Below are 23,908 nucleotides of genomic sequence, written 5' to 3'. Positions count from 1 at the left end.
TTGTTTTTTAGTGCTCGGGCAAATCTTACTTCGGTTAGCTATAGCAGCTATAATGTTCTTGCAACAACTAATTCACTACGGCAACTGCACCGTGACAGTGTTTGTATTTTTTTCCAGAGTTACAAGGGCACTTGTCATTTCTTGAAACTTTTGGAAGTCTGCTATTTTTAGTAGAGCGTGACCTATTGCCTATTTCTTGATTGTCTAGCAACTTAAAGTGCGCTAGGCGGTGAATGGTAAGCTCCCCCCACTTTTCAAGCATCGACTCAAACATTAAGAAAGCTTCGCGTTTAAATTCATTCAGTGGGTCTTTTTGCCCCATGGCACGCAAATTTATGCTTTGTCTTAGGCTCTCTAAGACCGAAAGGTGCTCCCTCCATAAATGATCAAGTGTCATGATCATCACTTGTTTCACTATCGTATTCCACAAATCTGTAGTTTGTTGACTATTGAAATATTTTTCTTTCTCAGTAAAAAATTCTTGTATCTTGTCATTTATATAATCCAAGGCTTCTTGTTTATTCAAAAACTCTTCTAGATTAAGCGTTATCCCGTATCTTATGTGGAATTCTTTTGCAATATCTTCAACATAATCTTCGTAATAACCACTTTGTACTATACCTTCTATTATATCCTCATTTACTTCACTATATACTTCAACTAAATCATTGATTTCATTGTTTAAAATATGATTTCTCTGCTTAAAAATAACTTTACGTTGATTGTTGATTACATCATCAAACTTTAGCAAAGACTTCCGCACATCATAATTTCTAACTTCAACTTTCTTCTGTGCTTTTTCAAGTGCTTTATTAATCCATGGATGATGAATAGCCTCGTTGTTCTTTAGTCCCACTTTTTGCAAAAAATTCCTCATTCTATCAGAACCAAATATCCTCATTAAATCATCTTCAAGTGATAGAAAGAACTTAGAAAGTCCAGGGTCACCTTGGCGGCCAGAACGTCCACGTAATTGATCATCTATTCTCCTGCTTTCATGCCTTTCGGTTCCAATAACACATAAGCCACCAGCTTTTATAGCAATTTCCTTATCTTTTTTTACTCTTTTGACTATTTCTTGATATTTTTTTTCTCTTTCATCAGCATTTTTTATTTTCTCGAGCTCTATTTTTGCAATCATTTCAACATTTCCACCAAGCTGAATATCAGTTCCACGTCCTGCCATGTTTGTTGCTATAGTAATGCTGCCTGGTATTCCAGCTTGCGCTATTATATACGCTTCTTGTTCATGATAACGAGCATTCAATACTGAATGCTTAAGAGAATGGCTTTTCAAAAGATCGGAAAGTTTTTCAGAATTTTCAATACTCACAGTGCCAACAAGCACTGGTTGAAGGCGTTTGTGACATTCCGCTATAAACTTCAATACAGCACTAAATTTTTCTTTTTCTGTGCCATAAATTTCATCATCAACATCTATTCTTTTAACAGGCACATTAGTTGGAATTTTTACTACATTTAATCTATATATATCACGAAATTCTTCTGCCTCTGTTGCTGCTGTTCCTGTCATACCAGAAAGTTTGTTGTACATACGAAAGTAGTTCTGAAATGTGACTGATGCTAAAGTTTGACTTTCATGCTGAATTTCAAGATTCTCCTTTGCCTCCAGTGCCTGGTGAAGACCATCAGAATATCTCCTACCTTCCATCATGCGCCCAGTAAACTCATCAATAATTACCACCTTACCGTTTTTCACTATATAATCTTTATCAGCAGTAAACAGCTTATGTGCACGAAGTGCTTGATCTATATAATGAGTCAGTATAATATTGCTAGTATCATAGAGCGAGGAATTTTCAGGAATGAGGTTATACGATTTTAGTAATTCCTCCACTCGTGAAATGCCATTTTCAGTGAGGAACACTGCTCTACTCTTTTCATCGACTTCATAGTCAGAATCAACTAATTTGATTACTATTTTATTGATATGCTTATATATCTGATTATTTTCCTCAAGTGGGCCAGAAATAATGAGCGGAGTACGCGCTTCATCAATCAGTATGGAGTCTACTTCGTCTACTATTGCATAATTGAAGCCTCTCTGAACCATATCTTCTTGAGAAAATTTCATATTATCTCGTAGATAATCAAAGGCAAGTTCATTATTTGTTGAGTATACGATATCTGCGCTATAAGCCTTTTTTCTCTCGTCGTCTGTCAAATTATTTGTAATAAATGCAACAGAAACTCCAAGAGAATTATATAATTTACTCATCCACTCTGTATCTCGTTTTGCAAGATAGTCGTTAACAGTTACGACGTGCACACCTTTTCCTTCTAAAGAATTTAGATATGCGGCTAAAGTTGCGACGAGTGTCTTTCCTTCTCCTGTTTTCATTTCTGATATCATGCCATTATGGAGAACCATGCCACCAATTAGCTGAACGTCGAAATGCCTCATGTTAAGGAATCTTCGTGATGCTTCTCGTACAACCGCAAATGCAGGTACGAGAAGGTCATTTAGTGTTTTTCCATTTTTCAGTTCTTGTTTTAATTCCGCAGTTTTACTAGCAAGATCCTCATCAGATAAGCTCTGCATTTCTTGCTCTAGCGCATTAATCTGCTGAGCAATTTTTCTGAAGGATTTTATTATCTTCTTGTTCGTTGATCCAAATATCCTTTTTATAAAAAAAAGTGACAACGTAAAAATGAAGAATATAAGAATAGTTGTTAAAACTAACGTAGAGTCTGGCATAAACTTAGGTAAAGTTTTATTTAATATGAGATTATATTACTAAACGTAACCTGCGGCAATTAGATTCAGAAAATCTTTATTTACAAACTAAGCAAAAGATTCTTGCAGATGAAATGTAAAAGAGTCTATTTATTTTATTAAATATTATAATTAATAATTAAACTTTCTTAATAAATTATTAAAATAGTGTTAAGCTACATGTATAAAACGGTTAGTGGAGTTACAATGTTAAGCAATATTATAAAAGTAAAATTAGAGGAAAATAGTTGTCCTTTTGAAGAATTAGAAGAATTTTTTGCTTCATTAAAATTTGGTACAAAAGGGTTTAAAGATTCTTCAATAAAATTAGTTTGCCAAGTATTGGAAGATTTCACCTTAATTCTACCAAGAGAGGCAGTACCTAATTCTTTCGCTTTGAAGCTTTTATCTTTGCTTAGTAAGGGAAATGAGCTAGCTTTACCTATTATATTAAAATACCTTTCTTGCAGAACTGTATTTAAAGATTTTGGTCAAAAACTACAGGATAAAGTGGATCAAGATATAAAAGGACAAAACGATTCTAAAATTTCTCAGGAGATTGAGTTATGCAAAAAAGACATTTTAAATCTTCTCAATGGTGGTAAATCAGTATTAGACGTTCAATTGAAGCAGCGGTATAAAAAATACTATTCGTTAATAGATAATGAGATTGAAGAGTTAAAGACTCAAATTTTAAAAGAACTAGAAGATTATATTAGCAATACTAACGTTAATAAAATGTATCGAAGCCTTAATAATAAAAAGAAAAACGAAGAATCATTAAAAGAAGTAGCGTTAGGATCTTGTTCATTGGGTGGAATTTGCGTGTTAATATTTTTTTCACTTGGTTTTTTTATTTTTTTGGCAACAACCATTGACCCACCTGCTCATATGAGTATGTATAAAGTAAAGGTTTTTAGGTGTATAGGAGCTTCACCTTTAGTTTTTGTAGCATTAGCACTCACAGTAGCAGGTGTAGCTTACTTAACAAGTTGTTATCTAAATCATAGTTTTACAAAAGAAATACAAGACTATATAGAGCAACCAATAAAATGTATGGATAAGGCAACTAATAATAAAGAATTAGACAATTTTCCTTCTGACAATTATGAAAAAGTACAACCTTCAGCACCGCTTGAGGAACTACTACCTTCATACGAAGAATCGTGTTACAGTATTTTAGGTTATATTCAACCATCTAATCCAATACAGCAAAATAAGTTGTTGTAGTGAAGGTATAAAGAGAATAAGCAAAATTATATTTGTAATTTTGATTCCTTTATCATGACTTAGAACATGCAGCAACATGACGATTTTTCTATACTTTATCAAGTATATTAATGGGTAAATGAATTTTAATACAATCTTATTATACTTATAAATACGTTATATGTGAGAAGATATGGAAGATTTTATAACTGAAAGAAGGAAAGATGATGCTGTGATATCTGTTTGTCAGGATAATGAGAAAAAGAACGTATTAATCTTGGGACTCAATCAAGCTGCAAGGAATTTATTAAAATGTGAGGGAGAGAATTTACTTAATAAGCCGTTAATCAATATTTTAAGTAAAAGAGCAGCTGAAGATATGAAAAGCTATTTGGAGTATACTGAAGATGGGCGCGATTTGCCCGATATATTGCCAAAAGTGATAGGCTTTTCTTTAATCGACGCTAAAGGAAAAGATATAAAAACAAAGGTAAAAGTTTTTCGCACAACTCAATTTACTAATAGCAAGATTAATTATGAGCTATTGATACGTGACATTAGCCTGTTTCATAAGCTAGCAATGTTTAGGGATAAATATCTGATGGGTAAGAAATATAAAAAACACAACTTGTTTGATATACCAGACAATAATTCAACGATTTTGGAGTTATATGTCATATTGAATTTTGCCTTTGAATATCAAATTAATGCAGTTATAGGAATAATAGGCTTCAATAATAAATTTAATGAGATAAACGATGCATTGAGTATGATCACAGAGCATTTTTATAAAAATTGCCGTAGTGATGATTTTCTAGGATTTATTGATGAGAATAAGGTGCTTTTTATTTTGATTAACTGTGATGCAAAGAACACATCTAAAATAATTAGTCGTATATATTCTACCATTAATAAGCAGTTACTAAAGCGAAAGTTACCAAGTATATCAATTATTTATGGAAATATAATTCAAAAACATAGTGTGAAGAATGCTTAAACGCTTTTGTCATTAATTGGTTTGTAGTATCTAAGTTCTACACAATATAAGAATTGTTTTTTATTTCTATTAAGCTTATATTAAAAATTTAAGCTTAACTATGAGGTTACTGATCAAACTATTTTCATTATTATTCGTGGTAGGGAGTGTCAATGCTAGGGTAATTCTAGATAAGGAGATATTTTATGCAGAACTAGATGGAAAAATAGATTTAAGATTTGGCTACGCTTTCAACAGAGATTCTTTTAGCTCTACAAAAGACAAGACCTCAAGCTATTCAGACCTGCGCTTGCTTTATTTACAGCAAGTTTATCCAAATACTAAAATGGGTTTTGATGTTAAGGCAGGAGTTTCTGGTATTGCAAACTTAAAGGCACTAGACATAGAAAAGTTAGAAATGGAGAAGTGGTATTTTATCATAAAGAATCAGGAGTTTGGATCATTTGAATATGGTAAAGGAAGTTTAGTTAGTCAGAGTATGTTAATTAACACTTCAAAAATTTATACAGCTGCTGGGGGAATAAATGGTCATTGGACAAACTATGCAAATCTGCGCGGTAATGGAAAAAAAGATGATGACCCTGGGTATGATAAGGACAAGGTATTTTGGGTAAAACCCAATGTTTACAGCGACTATAATGGACTAGAGCTGAAGTTAAAACAACCAATGATAAACTATATTTCTCCTGAAATTCATAACTTTCAAATTGGATTCAGTTATGTTCCAGGTAAAAATAATTTACAATATAATAATTTAATAGCCGCTGGTCTTTCCTATAAAAATGCCCTATCAGATGAAATAAATTTTACTACTGCTTTGACTGGTGAATTTGCAAGGGAAAATTTAACTGATTGTACAAACAAAAATTCTAGCGATCTTCAGTGTCATAATCAATTACTACACTGGAATTTTGGTGTGAAACTAAAGCTTTTTGAACTTGATTGCATTTTGTCGTACGGGAATGGTGGTAAATCTGGTGAGAAGCGTAGTCATGAAACAAATAATATGCATTATGTAAATGCAGGTATTGCTTATCATTCTGATTCTCGTAAAGTGAGCTTAACATATTTTAATAGTGTTAGGGATATTGCAGACAAAGGTACAAACGAATTAACATCACAGGCTTTCAGTCTTGAATATCCATTAGCTGTTGGTACTTCATATTACTTTGATATTGTAAGATTTAGTACTAAGGAGCTTGCAGTGGAAGATAATAACTCCGGATATGTGCTTTTGGCCGGATTGAAGCTAAGTTTTTAGTGAAGTAACTGGTATGTAAGTATTGTAATAATGAGAGTAAAATTGAGTTGTTAATATATGTGCTATTTGATATTATAAAAATAACTATTACATAAGATTTTCAATAAAAAGACATTCTGTTACTAATCCAAGTGTAGAAGAAAACGGTTATTAATTAGCAAGCCAAGCCCTGCAGTAAGCGCATCTCTTCAGGTGCTCTTTTTTTCTTTTTTATATATAAAAAAATTAGATAGTATTGTGAGTGCGGTTTTTTCTGTGTTCTGATGCTTTTCAATTCTATAGCTTTTGTATTGAATTTCCTTTTTTTACTACTATTTCTCTATATTGTTGTAAGAAAGAACAGAAAATTTAGTGAGAATCTTGAGAAGAATTTACTTAAAGTAGAACATGAACTTCAAGAGGCAAAACAGTCTTTAGTAGATAAAAATAAGGAAATAGTTGATTTGAAAGTGAGGAACGCAGAACTTGAAGTAATTCTTCAAAAAGAGCGTGAAGAAAAGAAAAAGGAAATAGAATTACTAACAAAAGCAGAGGAGAGGCTTACGAACACTTTTAAAGCACTTTCTCTTGATGCTCTTCAGGTAAACAATAATAATTTTCTGAACTTAGCAAAAGAAGTGATCGATAATAAGCTAAAAGAAACAGAAAGTGACTTCAAAAAAAGGCAAGCAACGATCAACGAAGTTATCACTCCAATAAAAGAAAAATTAGAAAAATTCGACAGTGAAATACGTGAGCTAGAGAAAGAGAGGGTAGGGGCCTATGAAGGTTTAAGGGAGCAAATTGGAGCATTAATGAGTCAAACCTCTAACCTTGCTAACGCCCTGAGGAAACCTCACATTAGGGGTAAGTGGGGTGAAATGCAGCTCAAAAGAGTGGTAGAAATGGCGGGAATGGTTGAATATTGCGATTTTTTTACTCAAGCTTCAGTGGTTGATAAAAATGAGGATAATTTGTTACGTCCTGATTTAATAATAAAAATGCCATCAGGAAAGCAAATAATAATAGATGCTAAAGTGCCACTTGATTCTTATATGGATGCTATGTCACAAAATGATTTGCAGATACAAAGGGAAAAGTTGAAGAATCATTCTCTGGCGATAAAAAAACATATAAACGATCTAGGCAGAAAGGAATATTGGAACCAATTTGAAAATACGCCAGAGTTTGTGGTGCTTTTTTTAACAGGAGAAGGGGTTTTCAGCGCAGCACTAGAATGTGAACCAGCTTTGATAGAAATTGGAATAGAAAAAAAAGTAATTATTGCAACACCAATCACTTTAATCGCGCTACTTAGGGCAGTAGCCTATGGATGGAAGCAAGAGATGATAGCTGAAAATGCAAAGAAAATAAGTGAACTAGGCCATATTTTATATGAGCGAATCTGCACAATGGGCGAAAATTTTGATAATTTACGCAGAAGCTTAAAAAGTGCTGTTGATCATTACAATAAAACTGCTGGTTCGCTTGAGGCAAGAGTGTTTCCTGCTGCCCGAGAATTCAATAAGCTTGGTATACATGCAAAAAATAAAGAACTCACTGCTGCAAAAGAGTTGGAATCTTTACCACGCAGTTTACATGCTGAGAGGTTGAAAGTAGATTAGTATTTCAGGTCTCCTTAACTTACATTTGCTGATTAAAACAACTTTCTAAAAATTTTTTTTATATAGCTCAATTTCTGCACATCATTTGCTGCATAAACAGGTATAGTTTGTTGCTCAGTACCAGGTATTTCTACAAAAATTTTGCCCACTTCTTGACCTTTTTTAATTGGTGCGGGTACCATATCTTTATACTCAATACGCACTTTAATTTTATCATGTAATCTGCGGTTATAAGTTATGGTAACATCGTTTGCAACTGTAACGGGCACTTTTTTATCTTTTCCATAAACAATATTTATTTCTTCAACTACGCTATCCTTAGCAAATATTTTCTTGGTATTAAAATGATTTAAGGAATATTGTATTAGTCTTTTTGCTTCCTCTATTCGCTCTTTCTCGGTGTCCAAACCATTCACGACAGCAAAAATTCTTCTATCGTTCCGTTTTGCAGATGCTATAATGCCATAACCACCAGCACTTGTATGACCTGTCTTTAGACCATCAACTCCAATATCATGGAAAAGTAAAAGATTTTTATTTTTTTGTACAATATCGTTATATGTCAAATATTGTTCAGAGAATAGATCATAGTATTCAGGAAAATCAGTAAAAATCCTTTTTGCCAGTGTTACCAAGTCTTTTGCGCTCATAAAATGGTTTTCATCTGGCCACCCGCTTGAGTTAACAAAATGACTATCATTAAGATTTAAATCTTGTGCAACTTCATTCATTTCAGCAACAAAATTCTCCTCTGATCCTGCAATACCCTCGGCTAGCGCTATGCATGCATCATTACCTGAGGCAATTGTAACTCCTTCAAGTAGTTCTTTTACCGTAACAAATTGACCTTCTTTCAAAAACATAGAAGAGCCTTTCCTTTCCCATGCTTTTCTACTTACTCGAAATTTATCTTCCATTTTTATTATTCCAGCTTTTAGATAATCAAAAGCTACATATAAAGTCATCAATTTGCTCATTGAAGATGGGGCCATTTTTTCCCTGGAATTGTGTTCAAAAATGAACGAGTCTGAAGCTAAATCTAAGACAATTGCTTGCTTTGCTTTGGTTCTAAACTGATATGAGTATGAGTAAAAAGGAAATATAAAAATTAATAGCAAAGTTACTAATTTGCTTAACATATTTATAATTTTAAATTTATAGTGTACTAATTAATAGTATGATTTTGCACGAGCATTTCAATAGATCTCTCGCATAAAACTTCCTTGACAAACTGCGCCAGCCCCCTTATTATGACAATAACAGTATTTATCCTTGTTTTCGATCCGCGCGGGTTCAACAACAAAAATTCAGTAAAAAACTCAGATATTTATTGGCAAATTACATAAAAATTATAGCGGCTGCATGTCTTTTTTATTTTTTCTACATTCAGCCAAAACGCGCTTATTTTAAGCGTTAGCACATTATTACAGCGCCAATTTACATTATTATAGGGTCAAAACTCGTTACACGGGGATTTTTTGTATCCGTTCAGAGGTGTGGCAAGGATAAAAAACAATTGACATAATATATTAAAGTAGTAATAACACAAAATGTTGATAGTAAAGTAAGGCTAGATGCTTCAATTGTTGATCAGTATTGTAGAGTTATGTAAAAACTTAGAGCAGAAAGTAGCAAAGCTTGAAGAAAAAAATAAAATCTTAGAAATAGAGAATGCTGAACTAAGAGAGAGACTCGGCTTAAACTCAAGGAATTCATCTTTACCAAGTTCAAAAGAGCTGTACAAAATAAAAAAAGACACACCAGAAGATAAGTCAGAGGGCGGCAGGAAGATAGGTGGTCAAGTTGGACATAAGGGGAATTGCCGAGCTAAAATGGAAGCAGATGAGGTGGTGAAGGTAGAGTTACCAAATAGATGCGAGTGTGGTGAAGAAATCGCAATATCGGAAAAACCATATGTCTATCAAAAAGTTGATTTACCAGAAATTAAGCCTTACGTAGTTGAGTATCAATTAGAACATGGTCGCTGTCGTAAATGCGGAAAAAGAAGGAGTAGCAAATTACCAGAAGGAGTTACACCGGATACCTTTGGTCCTAGAGTTAAGTCAGTAGTTGCATCACTAAGTGGGTTTTATAAGAATTCAAAGCGAGAAATAGCGAATATTATGAAAGACATCTTTAACATGAGTATAAGTGTTGGTAGTGTGTCCAATAGTGAAGCAAGGGTTTCGTCAAAATGTAAAGAAGCCTATGAACAAATAGAGGAAGAAATAAAAGCAAGCGAAATTTTGCATATTGATGAAACCAGTCACTACAACAAAGGCAAATTGGGATGGTGCTGGATGTTTGCCAACAATAAAGCAAGTCTTATGAAGTTAGCAGATACAAGAGGAATGAAATTTTTAAAGAATAGTGCATTTTGTGATTACAAAAACCTGGTAATTACTGACAGATATGCAGTTTACAACCACTTCAGTGATGAAAAACGACAAATTTGTTGGGCTCACTTATTGAGAAATTTCGAGAGGTTATCTCATAGTTGGAATAGTGAAGTAATGAGACTTAGCCATTGTTTAAAAGACGCAGCTAATGGATTGTTTGTATTAAAAAACGCTTTGTCAGAAAATGAAATTAGTATTTCAAAGTTCACTAAGCAAGCTAAAGAATTACGAAGATACATACAGTACTGCATGATAAAAATATCTTATATACTTGAAGCAAAAGGAGCTTCACGAACGGTAAAGGGTATTATAAAATCCGAGTCAATGATGTGGACATTTTTGGATGACCCAGAGAATATTCCATTAACGAATAACCATGTTGAGCGACAGATACGGCATTATGTTGTCTATCGTAAGAATTCATATTTTGCACAGTCAGAGCGAGGGAATAGATTTCTTGAGCGGATAATTTCGTTGTATCTGACTTGGAAACAAAAGGAATTAAACCCTTTTCAAAACCTGCTAGCTGTTGTTTCTTAAACCACACCTCTGAACGGATACGATTTTTTTGCCTTTTTTTTCGCTTGGTAAATTTCTTAACATTTACAGCTAAAGCTTCAGGCCAGCACTTGATGCTGGAAATTTTTTGAGCACAAAAGTTATGCTAGGTTTTTGTTGGTAAGAAACCAGTGTCAAGCACTGGGATGACATAGAAGGAGCACTGGGATGACATAGAAGGAGGGAGCAGGAGATGACAAGAGCACTGCCATTAAGTTAAGGAAAAGTGATGAACTGTATTATAAAATCAGGTAAGATTCACAAATTAAAAGAAGTAATGACATGAGTAAAAAAAAGAATAATCATGTTTATAAAAAATAAATTGATGAGTTTAAACTTTATAAACGCACACAGAGCATCCTCAAAAGACTTCTCACGAAAAAGAAAGCTGCCCTTCGTTAATGTATTTCTCCTGATTTTTAGAAAGAGTGTAAAGTCATTACAAGTGATGCTTAATGAGTTTGTTCTGCATACAAGAAAAGATTATACAATTACGGCAAGTGCATTTACTCAAGCAAGAAAGAAGCTAAAACATACTGCGTTTTCAGAGTTAAATGATGATATAGTTTCCCTATACTACCAAGATCAGGAATTTAAAACCCACCATGGCTTCAGAGTACTTGCATTTGATGCTTCAATACTGATTCTGCCAAAGAGCGACAAAATAATAGGTGAGTTTGGCTCAAGAGCAGTATGGAATGGAATCCAGAGATTTGAAGACTATACAAGTGCAACCTTTGAAGTTTGCTACGATGTGCTAAATAATATTGCAATAAAATCTGTGCTAAGTAGAGGTGACAGCTATGAGGTTGATTTAGCAATCGGTATGCTTGAATCCATAAAATCAGACGATTTGTTAATCTGTGATAGAGGATACGTATCTTATCGATTTCTTGCTGAGCTTACAGGAAGGAAAATCAATTATATAATTCGCTGTTCAAGTTCGTCTTTCAATGAAATAAACACTATGTTTAAGCCGGAAAGCCCATCTAGTACGGTGGTAGTGTCTACCGCACCTATTAAAGTAGCAAGACAGCTACGAAAGCTAGGATTACCTGATGAGATGAAATTCAGGTTAGTCAAAATAATACTTTCTTCTGGCGAAGTTGAAGTGTTAGTAACATCTCTGTTAGATGAGAAACGTTTTACAGTTGAAGAGTTTGAGAGATTATATTACTTGCGCTGGGGAGTAGAAACATTTTTTTCTAGGCTGAAGGGAAGATTAAATTTAGAGAATTTCACAGGAAAAAGTATTGAAACTATCAAGCAGGATTTTTGGTCAACTATCTTCATCAGTAATCTAGAAAGTATCATGATAGAAGATGATGAAGAGACATTGAGCTCACAGAATAGTAAACTAAAAAAAAGCATCAATAAATCTGTCTCATTTAATGCGATTAAAAACTTAGCCTTTGATATTTTTTCTACAGAGTCAGACATAGACTGCATTATGTATCGACTATCACAGTTATTTTTGATGAACACTTTAGTGGTGAGAAAAGGGAGAAGAGTTGATCGTCATAAGATATCTGATATTCGTTCACTCAACTACCAGAAAAGAGCTAGAAAACATGTGTTTTAAATTCAAGATATCTTTTCAGTATCATTGCATTAGTACATTCTTTGCAAAATAACCTGCAATTATTACTTTTTTAAATAACTTGCACTTTTCAGACTCCCTTTTCTTAAAAATTCACCCTAGTATTTACCATAATTATCAATCACTTCAAATTTTTTGTCCAATCTTAACTTCTCTTTCCCTTAACTTAATGGCAGTGATGACAAGAGAGGGGCTACTTTCATTTGCTGTTTTCAAAAATTTACAATTATGCTTCATATATTTTATTAAATATTTTACTTAAAAATTCAATTTCTTATTATAAGAGATAAGCAATTCATGAATAATGAAAGATTACAAAAAAGGTCATAGAAAGCGCCTAAGAGAGAGAATTATTTCAGATAACGGACAATCATTACTTGATTATGAGATTTTAGAACACATTTTATATTCAGCATATAGTAGAATTGATGTAAAGCCAGTAGCAAAGAGTTTGATAGAAAATTTTGGTAGTTTAAATAAGGTTTTTAATGCCGATTTAGAAGCACTGCAGAATATCGAAGGAGTTAGTAATGCAGCTATATCTGCTATCTTTTGTGTTAAACAGGCTTTTGTTCGTTCTGCACGAGAAGAAGTAAAGGACCTACCTATAATCAATAATTGGGAAAAATTGCTTGATTATTTAAAAGCAAGTATAGGAAGCCTTAATAAAGAAAATTTTCGCGTTATCTATATGAATAAAAGATATCGTCTAATAGCAGAAGATCTACAAAACTTTGGTACAATAGATCAAACTCCTCTTTATGTTAGAGAGATCATAAAACGCGCTCTTTTGATTGGCTCAACATCGATTGTAATATCCCACAATCACCCAAGTGGAGATATACAGCCTTCAAGTAGCGATATGTTTCTCACCAGACAGCTTGCAGAAGCTTGCAAAAGCATAGGAATAGAATTAATAGATCATATTATTATCACATTTAGTAGCTATTTTAGTTTCAAGGAAAATAGGCTTTTATTAGAGTAGATCTAAAATTGCTTTTGCCATTTTTCTTATTATGGAAGTATAGCTCTTCTTATAATAGTCCGAACGGAGGTAAAAACGTCTTTATAGCTATTATAAGCCAAGAGGCCAGCAGTATGTTATTATGACCTGTTCGGATTATTGTGAGAAGAGCTATAAAGCTATACATGAGGTGGTTGCCAGTGGAACAAAAATTTTCCTTCTGGAAGACAATGTGTGATTTAGATGGCGTAATAGTGGCAAATTGAAAGAAATACATGGTATTTGCCACTATTAGAAATCTCCTGTTTTGATAAGACTTATGAGGTCTTTATTGGTTTTTTGAATTTTGTTGAAGCACTCACATGCTTACTCTAATATTTTGTTCACAGAGCCTAGTTAGCTCAATTTCAACGTTAATTTGTGAAGCTCTGAGTTCTGTTAGGGGATTTTCTGGTTGAATATCTAGCTTATTCTGTATGTTCGGTAAACAAATTAAAGCCGAATCAAAAATTTCATCATACTGCTCTGCTTCATGCACACAATTGATTATTTCCTCCACATCTTGCGGCGTATCTTTTAATATTGCTCTTATTTGGTTTAGGTTTTGACGAATTTTTTCCTGATATCCAGCAATTCTCTCTTGATATATATCAATCATTTTTTGACATGAGGTGCCTCTAAATGGGTGTTCTGCTTTTTCCTTTATGTAGGAGCTCTGAAAATTTTTGCAATTAAGGACTGCTTCTCTACATTTTTTTATGTCACTAATTATACTGGTTATTGACTTACTTGCTTTCTCATGCTCTTCTTTTTTGATTATACATTCATTCGTATCCGTTCAGAGGTGTGGTTTAAGAAACAACAGCTAGCAGGTTTTGAAAAGGGTTTAATTCCTTTTGTTTCCAAGTCAGATACAACGAAATTATCCGCTCAAGAAATCTATTCCCTCGCTCTGACTGTGCAAAATATGAATTCTTACGATAGACAACATAATGCCGTATCTGTCGCTCAACATGGTTATTCGTTAATGGAATATTCTCTGGGTCATCCAAAAATGTCCACATCATTGACTCGGATTTTATAATACCCTTTACCGTTCGTGAAGCTCCTTTTGCTTCAAGTATATAAGATATTTTTATCATGCAGTACTGTATGTATCTTCGTAATTCTTTAGCTTGCTTAGTGAACTTTGAAATACTAATTTCATTTTCTGACAAAGCGTTTTTTAATACAAACAATCCATTAGCTGCGTCTTTTAAACAATGGCTAAGTCTCATTACTTCACTATTCCAACTATGAGATAACCTCTCGAAATTTCTCAATAAGTGAGCCCAACAAATTTGTCGTTTTTCATCACTGAAGTGGTTGTAAACTGCATATCTGTCAGTAATTACCAGGTTTTTGTAATCACAAAATGCACTATTCTTTAAAAATTTCATTCCTCTTGTATCTGCTAACTTCATAAGACTTGCTTTATTGTTGGCAAACATCCAGCACCATCCCAATTTGCCTTTGTTGTAGTGACTGGTTTCATCAATATGCAAAATTTCGCTTGCTTTTATTTCTTCCTCTATTTGTTCATAGGCTTCTTTACATTTTGACGAAACCCTTGCTTCACTATTGGACACACTACCAACACTTATACTCATGTTAAAGATGTCTTTCATAATATTCGCTATTTCTCGCTTTGAATTCTTATAAAACCCACTTAGTGATGCAACTACTGACTTAACTCTAGGACCAAAGGTATCCGGTGTAACTCCTTCTGGTAATTTGCTACTCCTTCTTTTTCCGCATTTACGACAGCGACCATGTTCTAATTGATACTCAACTACGTAAGGCTTAATTTCTGGTAAATCAACTTTTTGATAGACATATGGTTTTTCCGATATTGCGATTTCTTCACCACACTCGCATCTATTTGGTAACTCTACCTTCACCACCTCATCTGCTTCCATTTTAGCTCGGCAATTCCCCTTATGTCCAACTTGACCACCTATCTTCCTGCCGCCCTCTGACTTATCTTCTGGTGTGTCTTTTTTTATTTTGTACAGCTCTTTTGAACTTGGTAAAGATGAATTCCTTGAGTTTAAGCCGAGTCTCTCTCTTAGTTCAGCATTCTCTATTTCTAAGATTTTATTTTTTTCTTCAAGCTTTGCTACTTTCTGCTCTAAGTTTTTACATAACTCTACAATACTGATCAACAATTGAAGCATCTAGCCTTACTTTACTATCAACATTTTGTGTTATTACTACTTTAATATATTATGTCAATTGTTTTTTATCCTTGCCACACCTCTGAACGGATACATTCATTCTTTGTTTGGCTCATTTTATCATACAGATTTCTGCATTCTTTATATGATACCAGCGGTTGTAGTATTCCTTCCTCTACACCTTTATTATAAAAATTCTTCAACTCATCGCTTGATAGTATTCGTATAGCATCTTCCCTTTTAGCTTGTGATTTAGGATACTTTTTGTTCAGTGAACTAATATAATTTAATAGGAAACTCTTAGTTAAATCTTCCTTTTTAACTTCTGATAATTTTTCTAGTGTTTCTATATATTTCAAAGTTTCCGCAAAAAGCTGCGCACCAGATGTAGCAAATCCTGGCAGTGGTTTGCTCTGCGCCTTATAAAAATCGGTTTGTAAAAAATCTTCGGCTTGTTTTTTTATTACTGAAAGTTCATTGAAGGCTTTTTCTGGATTGATTTTTTTTAAAATACTAGTAGCTTTTTTAATCGCTCTTTCTCTCTTTTTATTATCTTGTTTTTCGTTTAAGATTAAGCTTTCAGCTTCAGTAAAAGCATTGCCTTGGGCACTTTTGGCAATATTACAAACAACGTTTTTTACAACTTGCTTAGTTGCTACATAATCTATTTCCTTTGTAAAGCAATCAATAAATAGCTGCCAAATTTTTTTGTTAACGGACTTACTTGTCTTATATTCTAAATCTTCTACATCTTTGAATCCTAAAATAGTATAGAGATTTTTTTCAATTATTGGTTCAGCATGTTGTTTTGCCACTTTACCTTTTATATTGAATAGAAATTCACTAATCTTAGTTGTGCCCATAATATTACCTCACAATATTAATGTTATATAATATAAAGTATAAAAGCTTAATGCTTAATTTTTACTTACTATTAATATAATTGAAGATTAACTTTGTTCCTATATTAAAACTTTAACTCCCAATTTATTATTAGTAATATCATTATATGAATCTTATGCCTGAATTTGGGAATATGTTGTTATTGGTAGCCTGTTTGTTATCTTTAACGTATTTGTTTCTACCGTTTAGTTCTTACCGATTCGTCTCCTCTGCCATATTTTTTTGTGTGTCAGCATCAATGGCTATTTTGATCTACTGCCACATTAAAAATGATTTCTCACTTGAAAACGTATATTACCACTCACACACAACAAAACCTTTGATCTATAAGATTTGTGGTGTTTGGGGAAATAAAGAAGGGTCTATGTTGCTTTGGACCTTAGTGCTTGTCATGTATTTATTACTAATGGATATTTATATACCTTCTGTCATCCCAGTGCCCATACACTTGGATCCAGACAATTTAATTGCAAATGAGTACATCAAATGGCAGTGTAATAAAAACTGGATTCCAGTGTCAAGCACTGGAATGACACCAGAACGAACTAATGGTAGTAAATTAAAAAAAATATCTCTTATCACCCAAGGCTTGATTTGCTTTTGTTTTTTACTGTTCACTTTACTTGAATCCAGCCCCTTCACTAAAATGCCAGGCATTGAAACAGATGGACTGGGTTTTAATCCGATATTGCAGGATATAGGCCTTGCTATTCATCCACCGGTATTATATTTGGGGTACCTTGGATTTAGCGTTCCTTTTTCGCTCTCTATAGCTGGATTAATTTTCAATACTGAAGGAAATGTTTGGGCTAAAATTGTCAGGCCTTGGGTACTTATTTCTTGGTCGCTGCTCACTTTGGGCATCAGCTTGGGTAGCTGGTGGGCATATCGTGAACTCGGTTGGGGTGGATTTTGGTTTTGGGATCCAGTGGAAAACGTTTCTTTGATGCCGTGGCTAATTGCAGTGGCGCTGACACATTTGTTGCTCGTTGTACGAAATTTCAATACTTTAAGGAATGTTGCTATTTTACTTACGCTCACAACTTTTATATTGAGTGTGACTGGAACATTTCTAGTCCGCTCAGGAATACTTACCTCAGTGCACACGTTTGCAGATGACCCAAGATATGGATTGTATATATTAGCTCTACTTGGTGTAATTACAGTCAGTAGCTTAGTAATATTTGTAGTGTTTACGAGAAAGAATCACACATCTTTCCAGTATTCGATATTGGAATCTGAAAAGAAATCTGCTACTCAAGTGACAGAGGGTAGAAGATTCTTTTCACGCCTTACGATGATGCTGATGAACAATTTATTATTCATCACTGCCTTTTTCATCGTGTTCGTTGGCACTTTATACCCTACAGTGCTTGAGTATTTAACCGGTGAATTAATTTCAGTTGGAGCACCATATTACAATTCTTTATTTAACTCTATTGCACTAGCTATTCTAGTGCTCACCATGATAGGGCAATACTGCAGTTGGCAGGGAAATAGTCTATTGCCAATATTCCGTGAATATAGATTTTCATTTTGTAGTGCTGCAGCTATTTTGCCGTTTATCTTTCACATGGAGCTAATGATTGTGCTATCAATTACCATCTCCATAGCATTATTAATCTTTGTTTTAGAAGCATATAGTAAAAGAATTTGTTTATTTAAGGTAGCATTTGGTGAATCAATTTTATTAGCAAGAAGAGTTTCTAAGTCCTACTATGCAATGATGCTTGCTCATGCTGGAGTGGCAATTCTAGTGCTTGGTATATCTTATTCAGTTGGTTGGCAGGAGAAAAAAGAAAACTACTTGGGAATAGGAGACAGCATAACAGTCAATAAATTTAAAGTTACTTTACGAAATATTGAGCTAATAAAAGAAAAAAATTTCCATGCAGTGAGGGGTACAATGGATATCAGGAATTTGCTGAATAATAAGATATTAGGTGAAGTAACTCCTGAATATAGATTTTACCTTGCGGAAGGTCAGAAAAATGTTGAAAGCAGTATCTACCACAATTTATTTTCTGATATTTATGTTGTAATTGGAGAGATTGATAAGAGTAAGAGCAAAATTGCAGCTAAAGTGCACTATAAACCTGGAATGTCTATAATCTGGCTTGGATCCTTTCTTATCGCTTTTGGTTCGCTCCTTGCTGCTTTGCCTTCTAGCAAAAAAGTAGTTCCTTCAGTATCATAAAGTTTGCATTTTTTTGCAATTTAAACTTAAGCTAAGCAACACTAACCTTTCGGGAGTGTTAAATAAAGTGTGTCAAACCACATTTTCAACTCAACTCAATTTTCAATCTACCAGGAAAGAAAATATCAAGCTGTGACATAGTTAATGCCCAATCACGTACAGGCATCGTCCACTTTTCTTCCACCTTTTTTATAGCACAATATACCTGTTTATACAAGGCATTTGTGCTGGTAAATGAGCCTTTGGTCTTGGTGAATTTTCTGATCTGTCTATGTAGTCCCTCTATCGGATTAGTGGTGTAAATTACTCTCCTCATTGGATCAGAATACTTGAAATAACTAGACAAATTTTCCCAATTATTCTGCCAAGATTTCACAACTAATGGATACTTTTCGCCCCATTTTTCCTCCAGCTCAAGCAAATAATTTTCTGCAATTTCTTTACTTGTAGCGCGGTATATTTTTTTCAAATCATTCATGAAAACTTTTGCTTGATACGTATTTCAGAGAGTTCCGTATTTGATGCACTACACATAGCTGTACTTCCACATTAGGAAATACGCTATTTATAGCTGCAGGAAAGCTTTTTAACACAAGCTATCAAAATGTCTTCTATTCCTCTCTCTTTCAAGTCATTTAATACGCCTAACCAGAAGCTAGCTCCCTCGCTTTCTGCTAAGTAAAAACCCAGTACTTCTTTTCTGCCATTTTGCTAATATATTATACATGCACTTGCTTACACAGCGTCCGTCCTTTTTTACTTTAAAGAACATTCCATCCATAAAAACTATCGGATAAACTGCCTGTAAAGGACGACTGCGCCATTCGTTAATCACTGGCAATAATTTATCAGTAATACTGGATATTTCAGCAACCGATATCTTGTTGTCATAAATTTCTTCGACGTGTGACATTATGTCTCTATATCTCATACCGCTGGCAAACATGCTCAAAATCTTTGTTTCAAGTTCTGTTGTTTGCCTTTTTTTCACTATCTGTGGTTCAAAACTTCCCTCTCTGTCTCTTGGTGTCAATAGTTCAAATGAACCTGCACTTGTTTTCAAAGTTTTTCCATTCCTTCCGTTTCTACGATTGTTTTCTTCGCTTTCAGTAGATAAATGATGTTCTATTTCACCCTCCAAGCTTGCTTCAAGTAGCCTTTTTACAAATGGCGTTAATGCACCATCTTTTCCCATTAATGGTCTTGTATCTTGTAAAAAGCATCTAATGTTTTAAGCTTAAGCATTAGATGGAGAAGAGAAGAACTCTGTCAGTGGTCTTAGATATAAAATCTGTAAGGTAGATAAGAGTTCTCTTCTCAAGAGTACAGGCTGGACGGTATCGTAGAAAAACCTAAATGGTTCTAATTCTGTATTCACAAGACTAGCCTTACTTTTCATTTTTAATGGTAACGCATGGGGTTATATATGATCAACAACTTTTTAGGTATAGATGTATCGAAAGATCGCTTTGATGTTTTTCTCTCGTTCATAAGCAAAAAAGGAAGATGTGAAACTAGAAAAAGGAGTTTTAAAAACGAGGATTCTGGGTTTCAAGGTTTACTTAGCTTTCTACAAAAACATAATGTAGAAGAAGTAAAAGCCTGCATGGAGGCTACTGGTTGTTATAGCGAAGCTTTGGCTGAGTTTCTGCACAACGCTGGACATTCTGTTAGTGTTGTAAATCCTTATTGCATAAAATCTTATGCAAGGAGTAAGCTGATACGACAAAAGAATGATCAGACCGATGCAGAAGTTATTGCTGATTATTGCCAAAGACAGGAACCTTCTAGTTGGACACCACCTTCTCCTGAAATGAAAAAATTAAAACATCTTTATCGTTGCTCAGTTGCGTTAAAAGATGAGTTAACATTAGTAAATAACCACTTAGAAAAAAAAGAGAGACTGCTTAAAGAAGTTGCAAGTGCTTGGGAAGACCTTGCAATGAATATAGCTCAAAAAATAGAAACAATAAAAAACTCCGTACGTGAACTATTAAATCAACATAAAGAATTGTTGGAAAATTTTCAACTTCTATTGACTATTCCAGGAATAGGAGAAGAATCAGCAATAGCTATTTTAGCTGAAGTTCCTGACATAGAGGTTTTTAGAGATGCCAGGCAATTGGCAGCATATACAGGAGTTATACCACGAAATATGACGTCAGGTTCCTCTGTATATGCCAAACCCAGATTAAGTAAATCCGGTTCACAAACATTACGTAAAGCACTTTTCTTTCCTGCTATAGTAGCTAAGAATCACAATCCTATCATTATTAGTTTTTGCCAGAGATTAAAGGAAAAGGGTAAGCATAATATGGCTATCGTTGGTGCTGCAATGCGTAAGCTACTCCATATCATTTTCGGTGTTCTAAAATCCAAAAGTGCTTTTAATCCTGACCATATCAAGAATTACAGGGCAAAGCGGTTGGAGGAGAATTTAGTACTTTAAAATCAAAAAATGCGTACTTTCTATCTTATGTAAAATAGCATTTTACACAAATTTATTTAATGTAGTTGGTTAGTGTATATGTTGATAGAAAGTATTTTTTGATTTCGTAATACAGCTTAAGATTCAATTTCTATAATTTTCTTGTTGACTGACAAGACGGTATCTACCTTCTCGTATAGACGACAAGATATTTGTTTCTAATTCTTTATAATCTACCAAACCAGTAGTTCTATCTGCTATTCTTTGACTCATATCAAACCTCCATTTTTATCTCAATTATATTTTACTTCTCGGTTTGACACACTTTTTTGAACATCCCCCAAATGAGAAGAAATTACCTAATTTAAAAGTTTTACTTGATAATTATGGATTTTCTCAACTGCGCAGGATTCAAAGAAGGCTGGATAATAGACCTACTCAAGTTTAGTATTCGGCTTTGTAGCATTATACAACGCAAAACCCATACACCACATCTACTGCCACTGCGAAATAAAACATAAAACGCAACACAGCTCACCAATAATAACGCACCAACAACACCAGCCGCAATTGGTTGGTTTGATGATTTTTCGTATATAGGGATTTCCTTCACTATAAAAACATGGTTCTATTTCAGCAGATAAAGGGTTGTTCTGTGAGTTTGACTCTTGCTCAATAGTTTGCTCTGGTTTCATATGTAAATTGAAAATCTTTACTATTTATATTAATATACTCATATAATTTAATGTCAGTTTTTGTCACACTGGTTTACGTCAAGACTATTTTTAACCTCTTCAACATCTGTTGGTGCATTAGAAGTCCTTCATATTTTGCAATAGTGGTTTCCTTATAAATCCTTGAGTTTTTTTGCAACAGCTTTTCCTATTCTCTTCGATGTTTTCATCTACTCTTGTTAAACAATGCAATCAAGACCATAAAACTTCTCTAATTGCTCACTCCACAGCATCGGTATTTCTCTCAAATCAACTAATTTCAAATCTCTTGGCTGTCTCCCATTTACTATGTCTTCTTTAATCTTTGGTGCTAAATAGTTCAACCTCAAAATTTGCTGTATACGTCTTGTACCTATATTAATTTTGGCACTCAGCTCTTTCACACTTGAGTATTTTCCCTCTTCTAGTTGCCGTTTCCAGGAATGGGCTCTTACCACTGCTTTCAGTAATGCATTGTTTGTTTTACCTTCTGGTTCTACTACCGTGCATTTATTTCCTTTCTTCTTTATTGGTATAAACTTTTCCTCTGATTCAGAACTCACTTCTATTCCATCTTCCTTAACCATTACTCCCTTTATTAACTTTTTCACTACTTCTTTCTGCTTTCCAAAACTTAAATTTTTCCATTTTTCTTCGGTCTTTTCTTTCCAATTTTCATATAGCTGTTCAGCTTTCTTCATCACTTCTTTTTCCACTTCTCCAGCAACTATTGTTCGGTTCACTGATCCACAATCCTTCCCCCTTAAATGGTTATTGCACACATAATATCGGTACCTTTTATTTTCTTTTTTTGAGTATGTCAGCGTCATATTTACATCACAGCTCTTGCACTTAATTATTCCCTTTAGTAGCGCTTCCTCGTATTTCGCCTTTCTATATGGTTGATTCTTTATCAATTCCTGTGCTTTTTGCCATTTTTCTTCTTCTATTATCGCTTCATGTTTTCCTTCATACTCTTTCTCATAATGCCGTATTTTTCCCATATATATTGGATTTGTTATTATTCTCCTTACCGTCGCTTTTTTAAAGATATCTGATTTTGTTCTGTAACCTTGACTATTTAGCTCCCTTGCCAATTCTGCCATTGATCTCAGCTCCATATACCTCTCAAATATATACCTTACCACTTTTGCTTCTTTCTCATTTATTATTAATTCTTTATCCTTTACATCATATCCAAGCGGCAAAGTTCCTCCCATCCATAGTCCGTGTTCTTTTGATGTTGCTATTTTATTTTTTACTCTTTCCACTATCATCTCTCTTTCTAGTTGTGCTGCTCCTGACAATACCGTTTGTACAAACTTTCCCATTGGCGTATTATTGTCAAATATCTGCGTTACTGCTATAAAATTTACTCGGTGTCTTCTAAAAAATGATGTTACTTCGATGCTGTCTTTTGTTTCTCTTGATAGTCTGTCTAGTGTGTACACTACTACACAATCTACTTCTCCTGCCTTTACATCTTCAAATAATTCCTTTATTGCTGGCCTTTCTAAATTCTTTCCTGAGAAGCCTCCATCATCGTACCTTTTGGCCAATATTACCCAGCCTTCTCTGCTCTTTATGTACTTTTCACATGCTACCCGTTGTGCATCAAGACTATTAAACTTTTGTTCCAGACCATCTTCATTTGATTTTCTCGTATATATCGCACATCTTACCTCTTTCAGCATTCTTTCTCCTTATCTCTCATTCCAAATAGAAGCGGCCCATTGTAGCTCATTCCCATTATTTTTCCGGCTACTGCTGACAATGACGTGTAAAACTCTTCTCTGTAGATTAAACCCTGATCTGTTACCATTACTGCATGCGTCTCTTCTCCTCTCTCTAGTATTAATTCTGTCCCTTCTACTGGTAATTTATCGCTACTTATTCTTTTTCCCTTTTCTAGCCGATCTGCCAGATATTCTAGTCTTTTTGCTCCTTTTCTTGACATTTTTCCATACGCTTCCTCCTGCATTCTATATGCTAATCTAGGTATCAGATATTTCTTTGAATGTTTAGGTGCCTCTTCCCCAAATACCTTCTTCCACGTTTTTCTCAGCTCACTCAAAGGTTTTCTCTCTAAATTCATTACTTTCTTTTCCATTTCCTTCTCCAT

17 protein-coding genes and 1 pseudogene are annotated in these 23,908 nt (G+C 34.0%); 9 read left to right on the top strand and 9 right to left on the bottom strand.

What is annotated here, in order from left to right:
• Positions 1 to 67 precede the first annotated feature (67 nt).
• Entirely contained in the window at positions 68 to 2,719 is a 2,652-nt protein-coding gene (gene secA / locus OPR42_RS02200) for a preprotein translocase subunit SecA (RefSeq protein WP_010405317.1), read from the bottom strand.
• Between the two features lie 225 nt (positions 2,720 to 2,944).
• Here secA and OPR42_RS02195 point away from each other — a divergent pair, with 225 nt between their 5' ends.
• The 4 genes from OPR42_RS02195 (at position 2,945) to OPR42_RS02180 (ending at position 7,808) form a co-directional block, all read left to right on the top strand.
• Positions 2,945 to 3,967: a hypothetical protein gene (locus tag OPR42_RS02195; protein ID WP_264686554.1), complete on the top strand. Its 1,023-nt coding sequence runs from the start codon at positions 2,945 to 2,947 to the stop codon at positions 3,965 to 3,967.
• Positions 3,968 to 4,139: 172 nt separating this feature from the next.
• On the top strand, positions 4,140 to 4,943 hold the full coding sequence (locus OPR42_RS02190; protein ID WP_265041680.1) for a hypothetical protein: 804 nt from the start codon (positions 4,140 to 4,142) through the stop codon (positions 4,941 to 4,943).
• A 100-nt stretch (positions 4,944 to 5,043) separates the two neighbouring features.
• Positions 5,044 to 6,204 carry a porin gene (locus OPR42_RS02185; protein WP_265041679.1) on the top strand — a complete coding sequence of 387 codons (1,161 nt, stop codon included), beginning with the start codon at positions 5,044 to 5,046 and terminating at the stop codon, positions 6,202 to 6,204.
• A gap of 263 nt (positions 6,205 to 6,467) precedes the next feature.
• Positions 6,468 to 7,808 carry a DNA recombination protein RmuC gene (locus OPR42_RS02180; RefSeq protein WP_064085792.1) on the top strand — a complete coding sequence of 447 codons (1,341 nt, stop codon included), beginning with the start codon at positions 6,468 to 6,470 and terminating at the stop codon, positions 7,806 to 7,808.
• A 32-nt stretch (positions 7,809 to 7,840) separates the two neighbouring features.
• On the opposite strand, the gene OPR42_RS02175 is transcribed toward OPR42_RS02180, so the two are convergent.
• Positions 7,841 to 8,947: a D-alanyl-D-alanine carboxypeptidase family protein gene (locus OPR42_RS02175; protein WP_010405178.1), complete on the bottom strand. Its 1,107-nt coding sequence runs from the start codon at positions 8,945 to 8,947 to the stop codon at positions 7,841 to 7,843.
• A gap of 447 nt (positions 8,948 to 9,394) precedes the next feature.
• Between OPR42_RS02175 and tnpC (OPR42_RS02170) the strand changes: the two genes are divergently transcribed.
• The 3 genes from tnpC (OPR42_RS02170) to radC all read left to right on the top strand — a co-directional run bounded on the left by tnpC (OPR42_RS02170) (position 9,395) and on the right by radC (position 13,350).
• Positions 9,395 to 10,747: an IS66 family transposase gene (gene tnpC / locus OPR42_RS02170; RefSeq protein WP_265042338.1), complete on the top strand. Its 1,353-nt coding sequence runs from the start codon at positions 9,395 to 9,397 to the stop codon at positions 10,745 to 10,747.
• 322 nt (positions 10,748 to 11,069) lie between these two features.
• Positions 11,070 to 12,347 carry an IS4 family transposase gene (locus OPR42_RS02165; protein WP_265041416.1) on the top strand — a complete coding sequence of 426 codons (1,278 nt, stop codon included), beginning with the start codon at positions 11,070 to 11,072 and terminating at the stop codon, positions 12,345 to 12,347.
• A 322-nt stretch (positions 12,348 to 12,669) separates the two neighbouring features.
• Entirely contained in the window at positions 12,670 to 13,350 is a 681-nt protein-coding gene (radC, locus tag OPR42_RS02160) for a RadC family protein (RefSeq protein ID WP_264375899.1), read from the top strand.
• 337 nt (positions 13,351 to 13,687) lie between these two features.
• Here the strand turns inward: radC and OPR42_RS02155 are convergent, their stop codons facing one another.
• From OPR42_RS02155 to OPR42_RS02145, 3 genes are all read right to left on the bottom strand, one after another.
• Positions 13,688 to 13,987 (bottom strand): hypothetical protein, encoded by a 300-nt coding sequence (locus OPR42_RS02155; RefSeq protein WP_265041678.1) that lies wholly within the window; start codon positions 13,985 to 13,987, stop codon positions 13,688 to 13,690.
• Between the two features lie 193 nt (positions 13,988 to 14,180).
• Positions 14,181 to 15,533, bottom strand: coding sequence for an IS66 family transposase (gene tnpC / locus OPR42_RS02150; RefSeq protein WP_265042338.1), 1,353 nt, complete (start codon positions 15,531 to 15,533; stop codon positions 14,181 to 14,183).
• 77 nt (positions 15,534 to 15,610) lie between these two features.
• Positions 15,611 to 16,360: a hypothetical protein gene (locus tag OPR42_RS02145; RefSeq protein ID WP_265041676.1), complete on the bottom strand. Its 750-nt coding sequence runs from the start codon at positions 16,358 to 16,360 to the stop codon at positions 15,611 to 15,613.
• Positions 16,361 to 16,563: 203 nt separating this feature from the next.
• On the opposite strand from OPR42_RS02145, the gene OPR42_RS02140 reads away from it, so the two are divergent.
• Positions 16,564 to 18,645, top strand: coding sequence for a cytochrome c-type biogenesis CcmF C-terminal domain-containing protein (locus OPR42_RS02140; RefSeq protein ID WP_458694729.1), 2,082 nt, complete (start codon positions 16,564 to 16,566; stop codon positions 18,643 to 18,645).
• Positions 18,646 to 18,730: 85 nt separating this feature from the next.
• Here the strand turns inward: OPR42_RS02140 and OPR42_RS02135 are convergent.
• Positions 18,731 to 19,873: pseudogene (locus OPR42_RS02135) on the bottom strand (IS256 family transposase).
• Positions 19,874 to 20,071: 198 nt separating this feature from the next.
• Here OPR42_RS02135 and OPR42_RS02130 point away from each other — a divergent pair.
• On the top strand, positions 20,072 to 21,094 hold the full coding sequence (locus OPR42_RS02130) for an IS110 family RNA-guided transposase (RefSeq protein ID WP_264375440.1): 1,023 nt from the start codon (positions 20,072 to 20,074) through the stop codon (positions 21,092 to 21,094).
• A gap of 123 nt (positions 21,095 to 21,217) precedes the next feature.
• Here OPR42_RS02130 and OPR42_RS02125 read toward each other — a convergent pair whose 3' ends face one another.
• From OPR42_RS02125 to OPR42_RS02115, 3 genes are all read right to left on the bottom strand, one after another.
• A complete protein-coding gene (locus OPR42_RS02125) occupies positions 21,218 to 21,346 on the bottom strand; it encodes a hypothetical protein (RefSeq protein WP_265041548.1) in 129 nt (42 codons plus the stop codon).
• 640 nt (positions 21,347 to 21,986) lie between these two features.
• Positions 21,987 to 23,480: a recombinase family protein gene (locus tag OPR42_RS02120; protein ID WP_265041549.1), complete on the bottom strand. Its 1,494-nt coding sequence runs from the start codon at positions 23,478 to 23,480 to the stop codon at positions 21,987 to 21,989.
• Positions 23,474 to 23,908, bottom strand: coding sequence for a DUF2924 domain-containing protein (locus OPR42_RS02115; RefSeq protein WP_264375437.1), 435 nt, complete (start codon positions 23,906 to 23,908; stop codon positions 23,474 to 23,476). The genes OPR42_RS02120 and OPR42_RS02115 overlap by 7 nt, the downstream gene beginning before the upstream one ends.

The sequence above is a fragment of the Wolbachia endosymbiont (group B) of Melanostoma mellinum genome, assembly GCF_947251465.1.
Lineage (GTDB): Bacteria > Pseudomonadota > Alphaproteobacteria > Rickettsiales > Anaplasmataceae > Wolbachia.
The sequence above is the reverse complement of the archived record's forward strand: the minus strand, read 5'-3'. Positions and strand labels throughout refer to the sequence as shown.

Bases quoted from the DNA above. Each gene is read 5' to 3' on its own strand.
- OPR42_RS02180 (WP_064085792.1), top strand. From the start codon at position 6,468: ATGCTTTTCAATTCTATAGCTTTTGTATTGAATTTCCTTTTTTTACTA.
- OPR42_RS02155 (WP_265041678.1), bottom strand. From the start codon at position 13,987: ATGATTGATATATATCAAGAGAGAATTGCTGGATATCAGGAAAAAATT.
- OPR42_RS02175 (WP_010405178.1), bottom strand. From the start codon at position 8,947: ATGTTAAGCAAATTAGTAACTTTGCTATTAATTTTTATATTTCCTTTT.
- secA (WP_010405317.1), bottom strand. From the start codon at position 2,719: ATGCCAGACTCTACGTTAGTTTTAACAACTATTCTTATATTCTTCATT.
- OPR42_RS02115 (WP_264375437.1), bottom strand. From the start codon at position 23,908: ATGGAGAAGGAAATGGAAAAGAAAGTAATGAATTTAGAGAGAAAACCT.
- OPR42_RS02120 (WP_265041549.1), bottom strand. From the start codon at position 23,480: ATGCTGAAAGAGGTAAGATGTGCGATATATACGAGAAAATCAAATGAA.
- OPR42_RS02195 (WP_264686554.1), top strand. From the start codon at position 2,945: ATGTTAAGCAATATTATAAAAGTAAAATTAGAGGAAAATAGTTGTCCT.
- OPR42_RS02190 (WP_265041680.1), top strand. From the start codon at position 4,140: ATGGAAGATTTTATAACTGAAAGAAGGAAAGATGATGCTGTGATATCT.
- OPR42_RS02130 (WP_264375440.1), top strand. From the start codon at position 20,072: ATGATCAACAACTTTTTAGGTATAGATGTATCGAAAGATCGCTTTGAT.
- OPR42_RS02140 (WP_458694729.1), top strand. From the start codon at position 16,564: ATGCCTGAATTTGGGAATATGTTGTTATTGGTAGCCTGTTTGTTATCT.
- OPR42_RS02185 (WP_265041679.1), top strand. From the start codon at position 5,044: ATGAGGTTACTGATCAAACTATTTTCATTATTATTCGTGGTAGGGAGT.
- radC (WP_264375899.1), top strand. From the start codon at position 12,670: ATGAAAGATTACAAAAAAGGTCATAGAAAGCGCCTAAGAGAGAGAATT.
- OPR42_RS02125 (WP_265041548.1), bottom strand. From the start codon at position 21,346: ATGAGTCAAAGAATAGCAGATAGAACTACTGGTTTGGTAGATTATAAA.
- OPR42_RS02165 (WP_265041416.1), top strand. From the start codon at position 11,070: ATGTTTATAAAAAATAAATTGATGAGTTTAAACTTTATAAACGCACAC.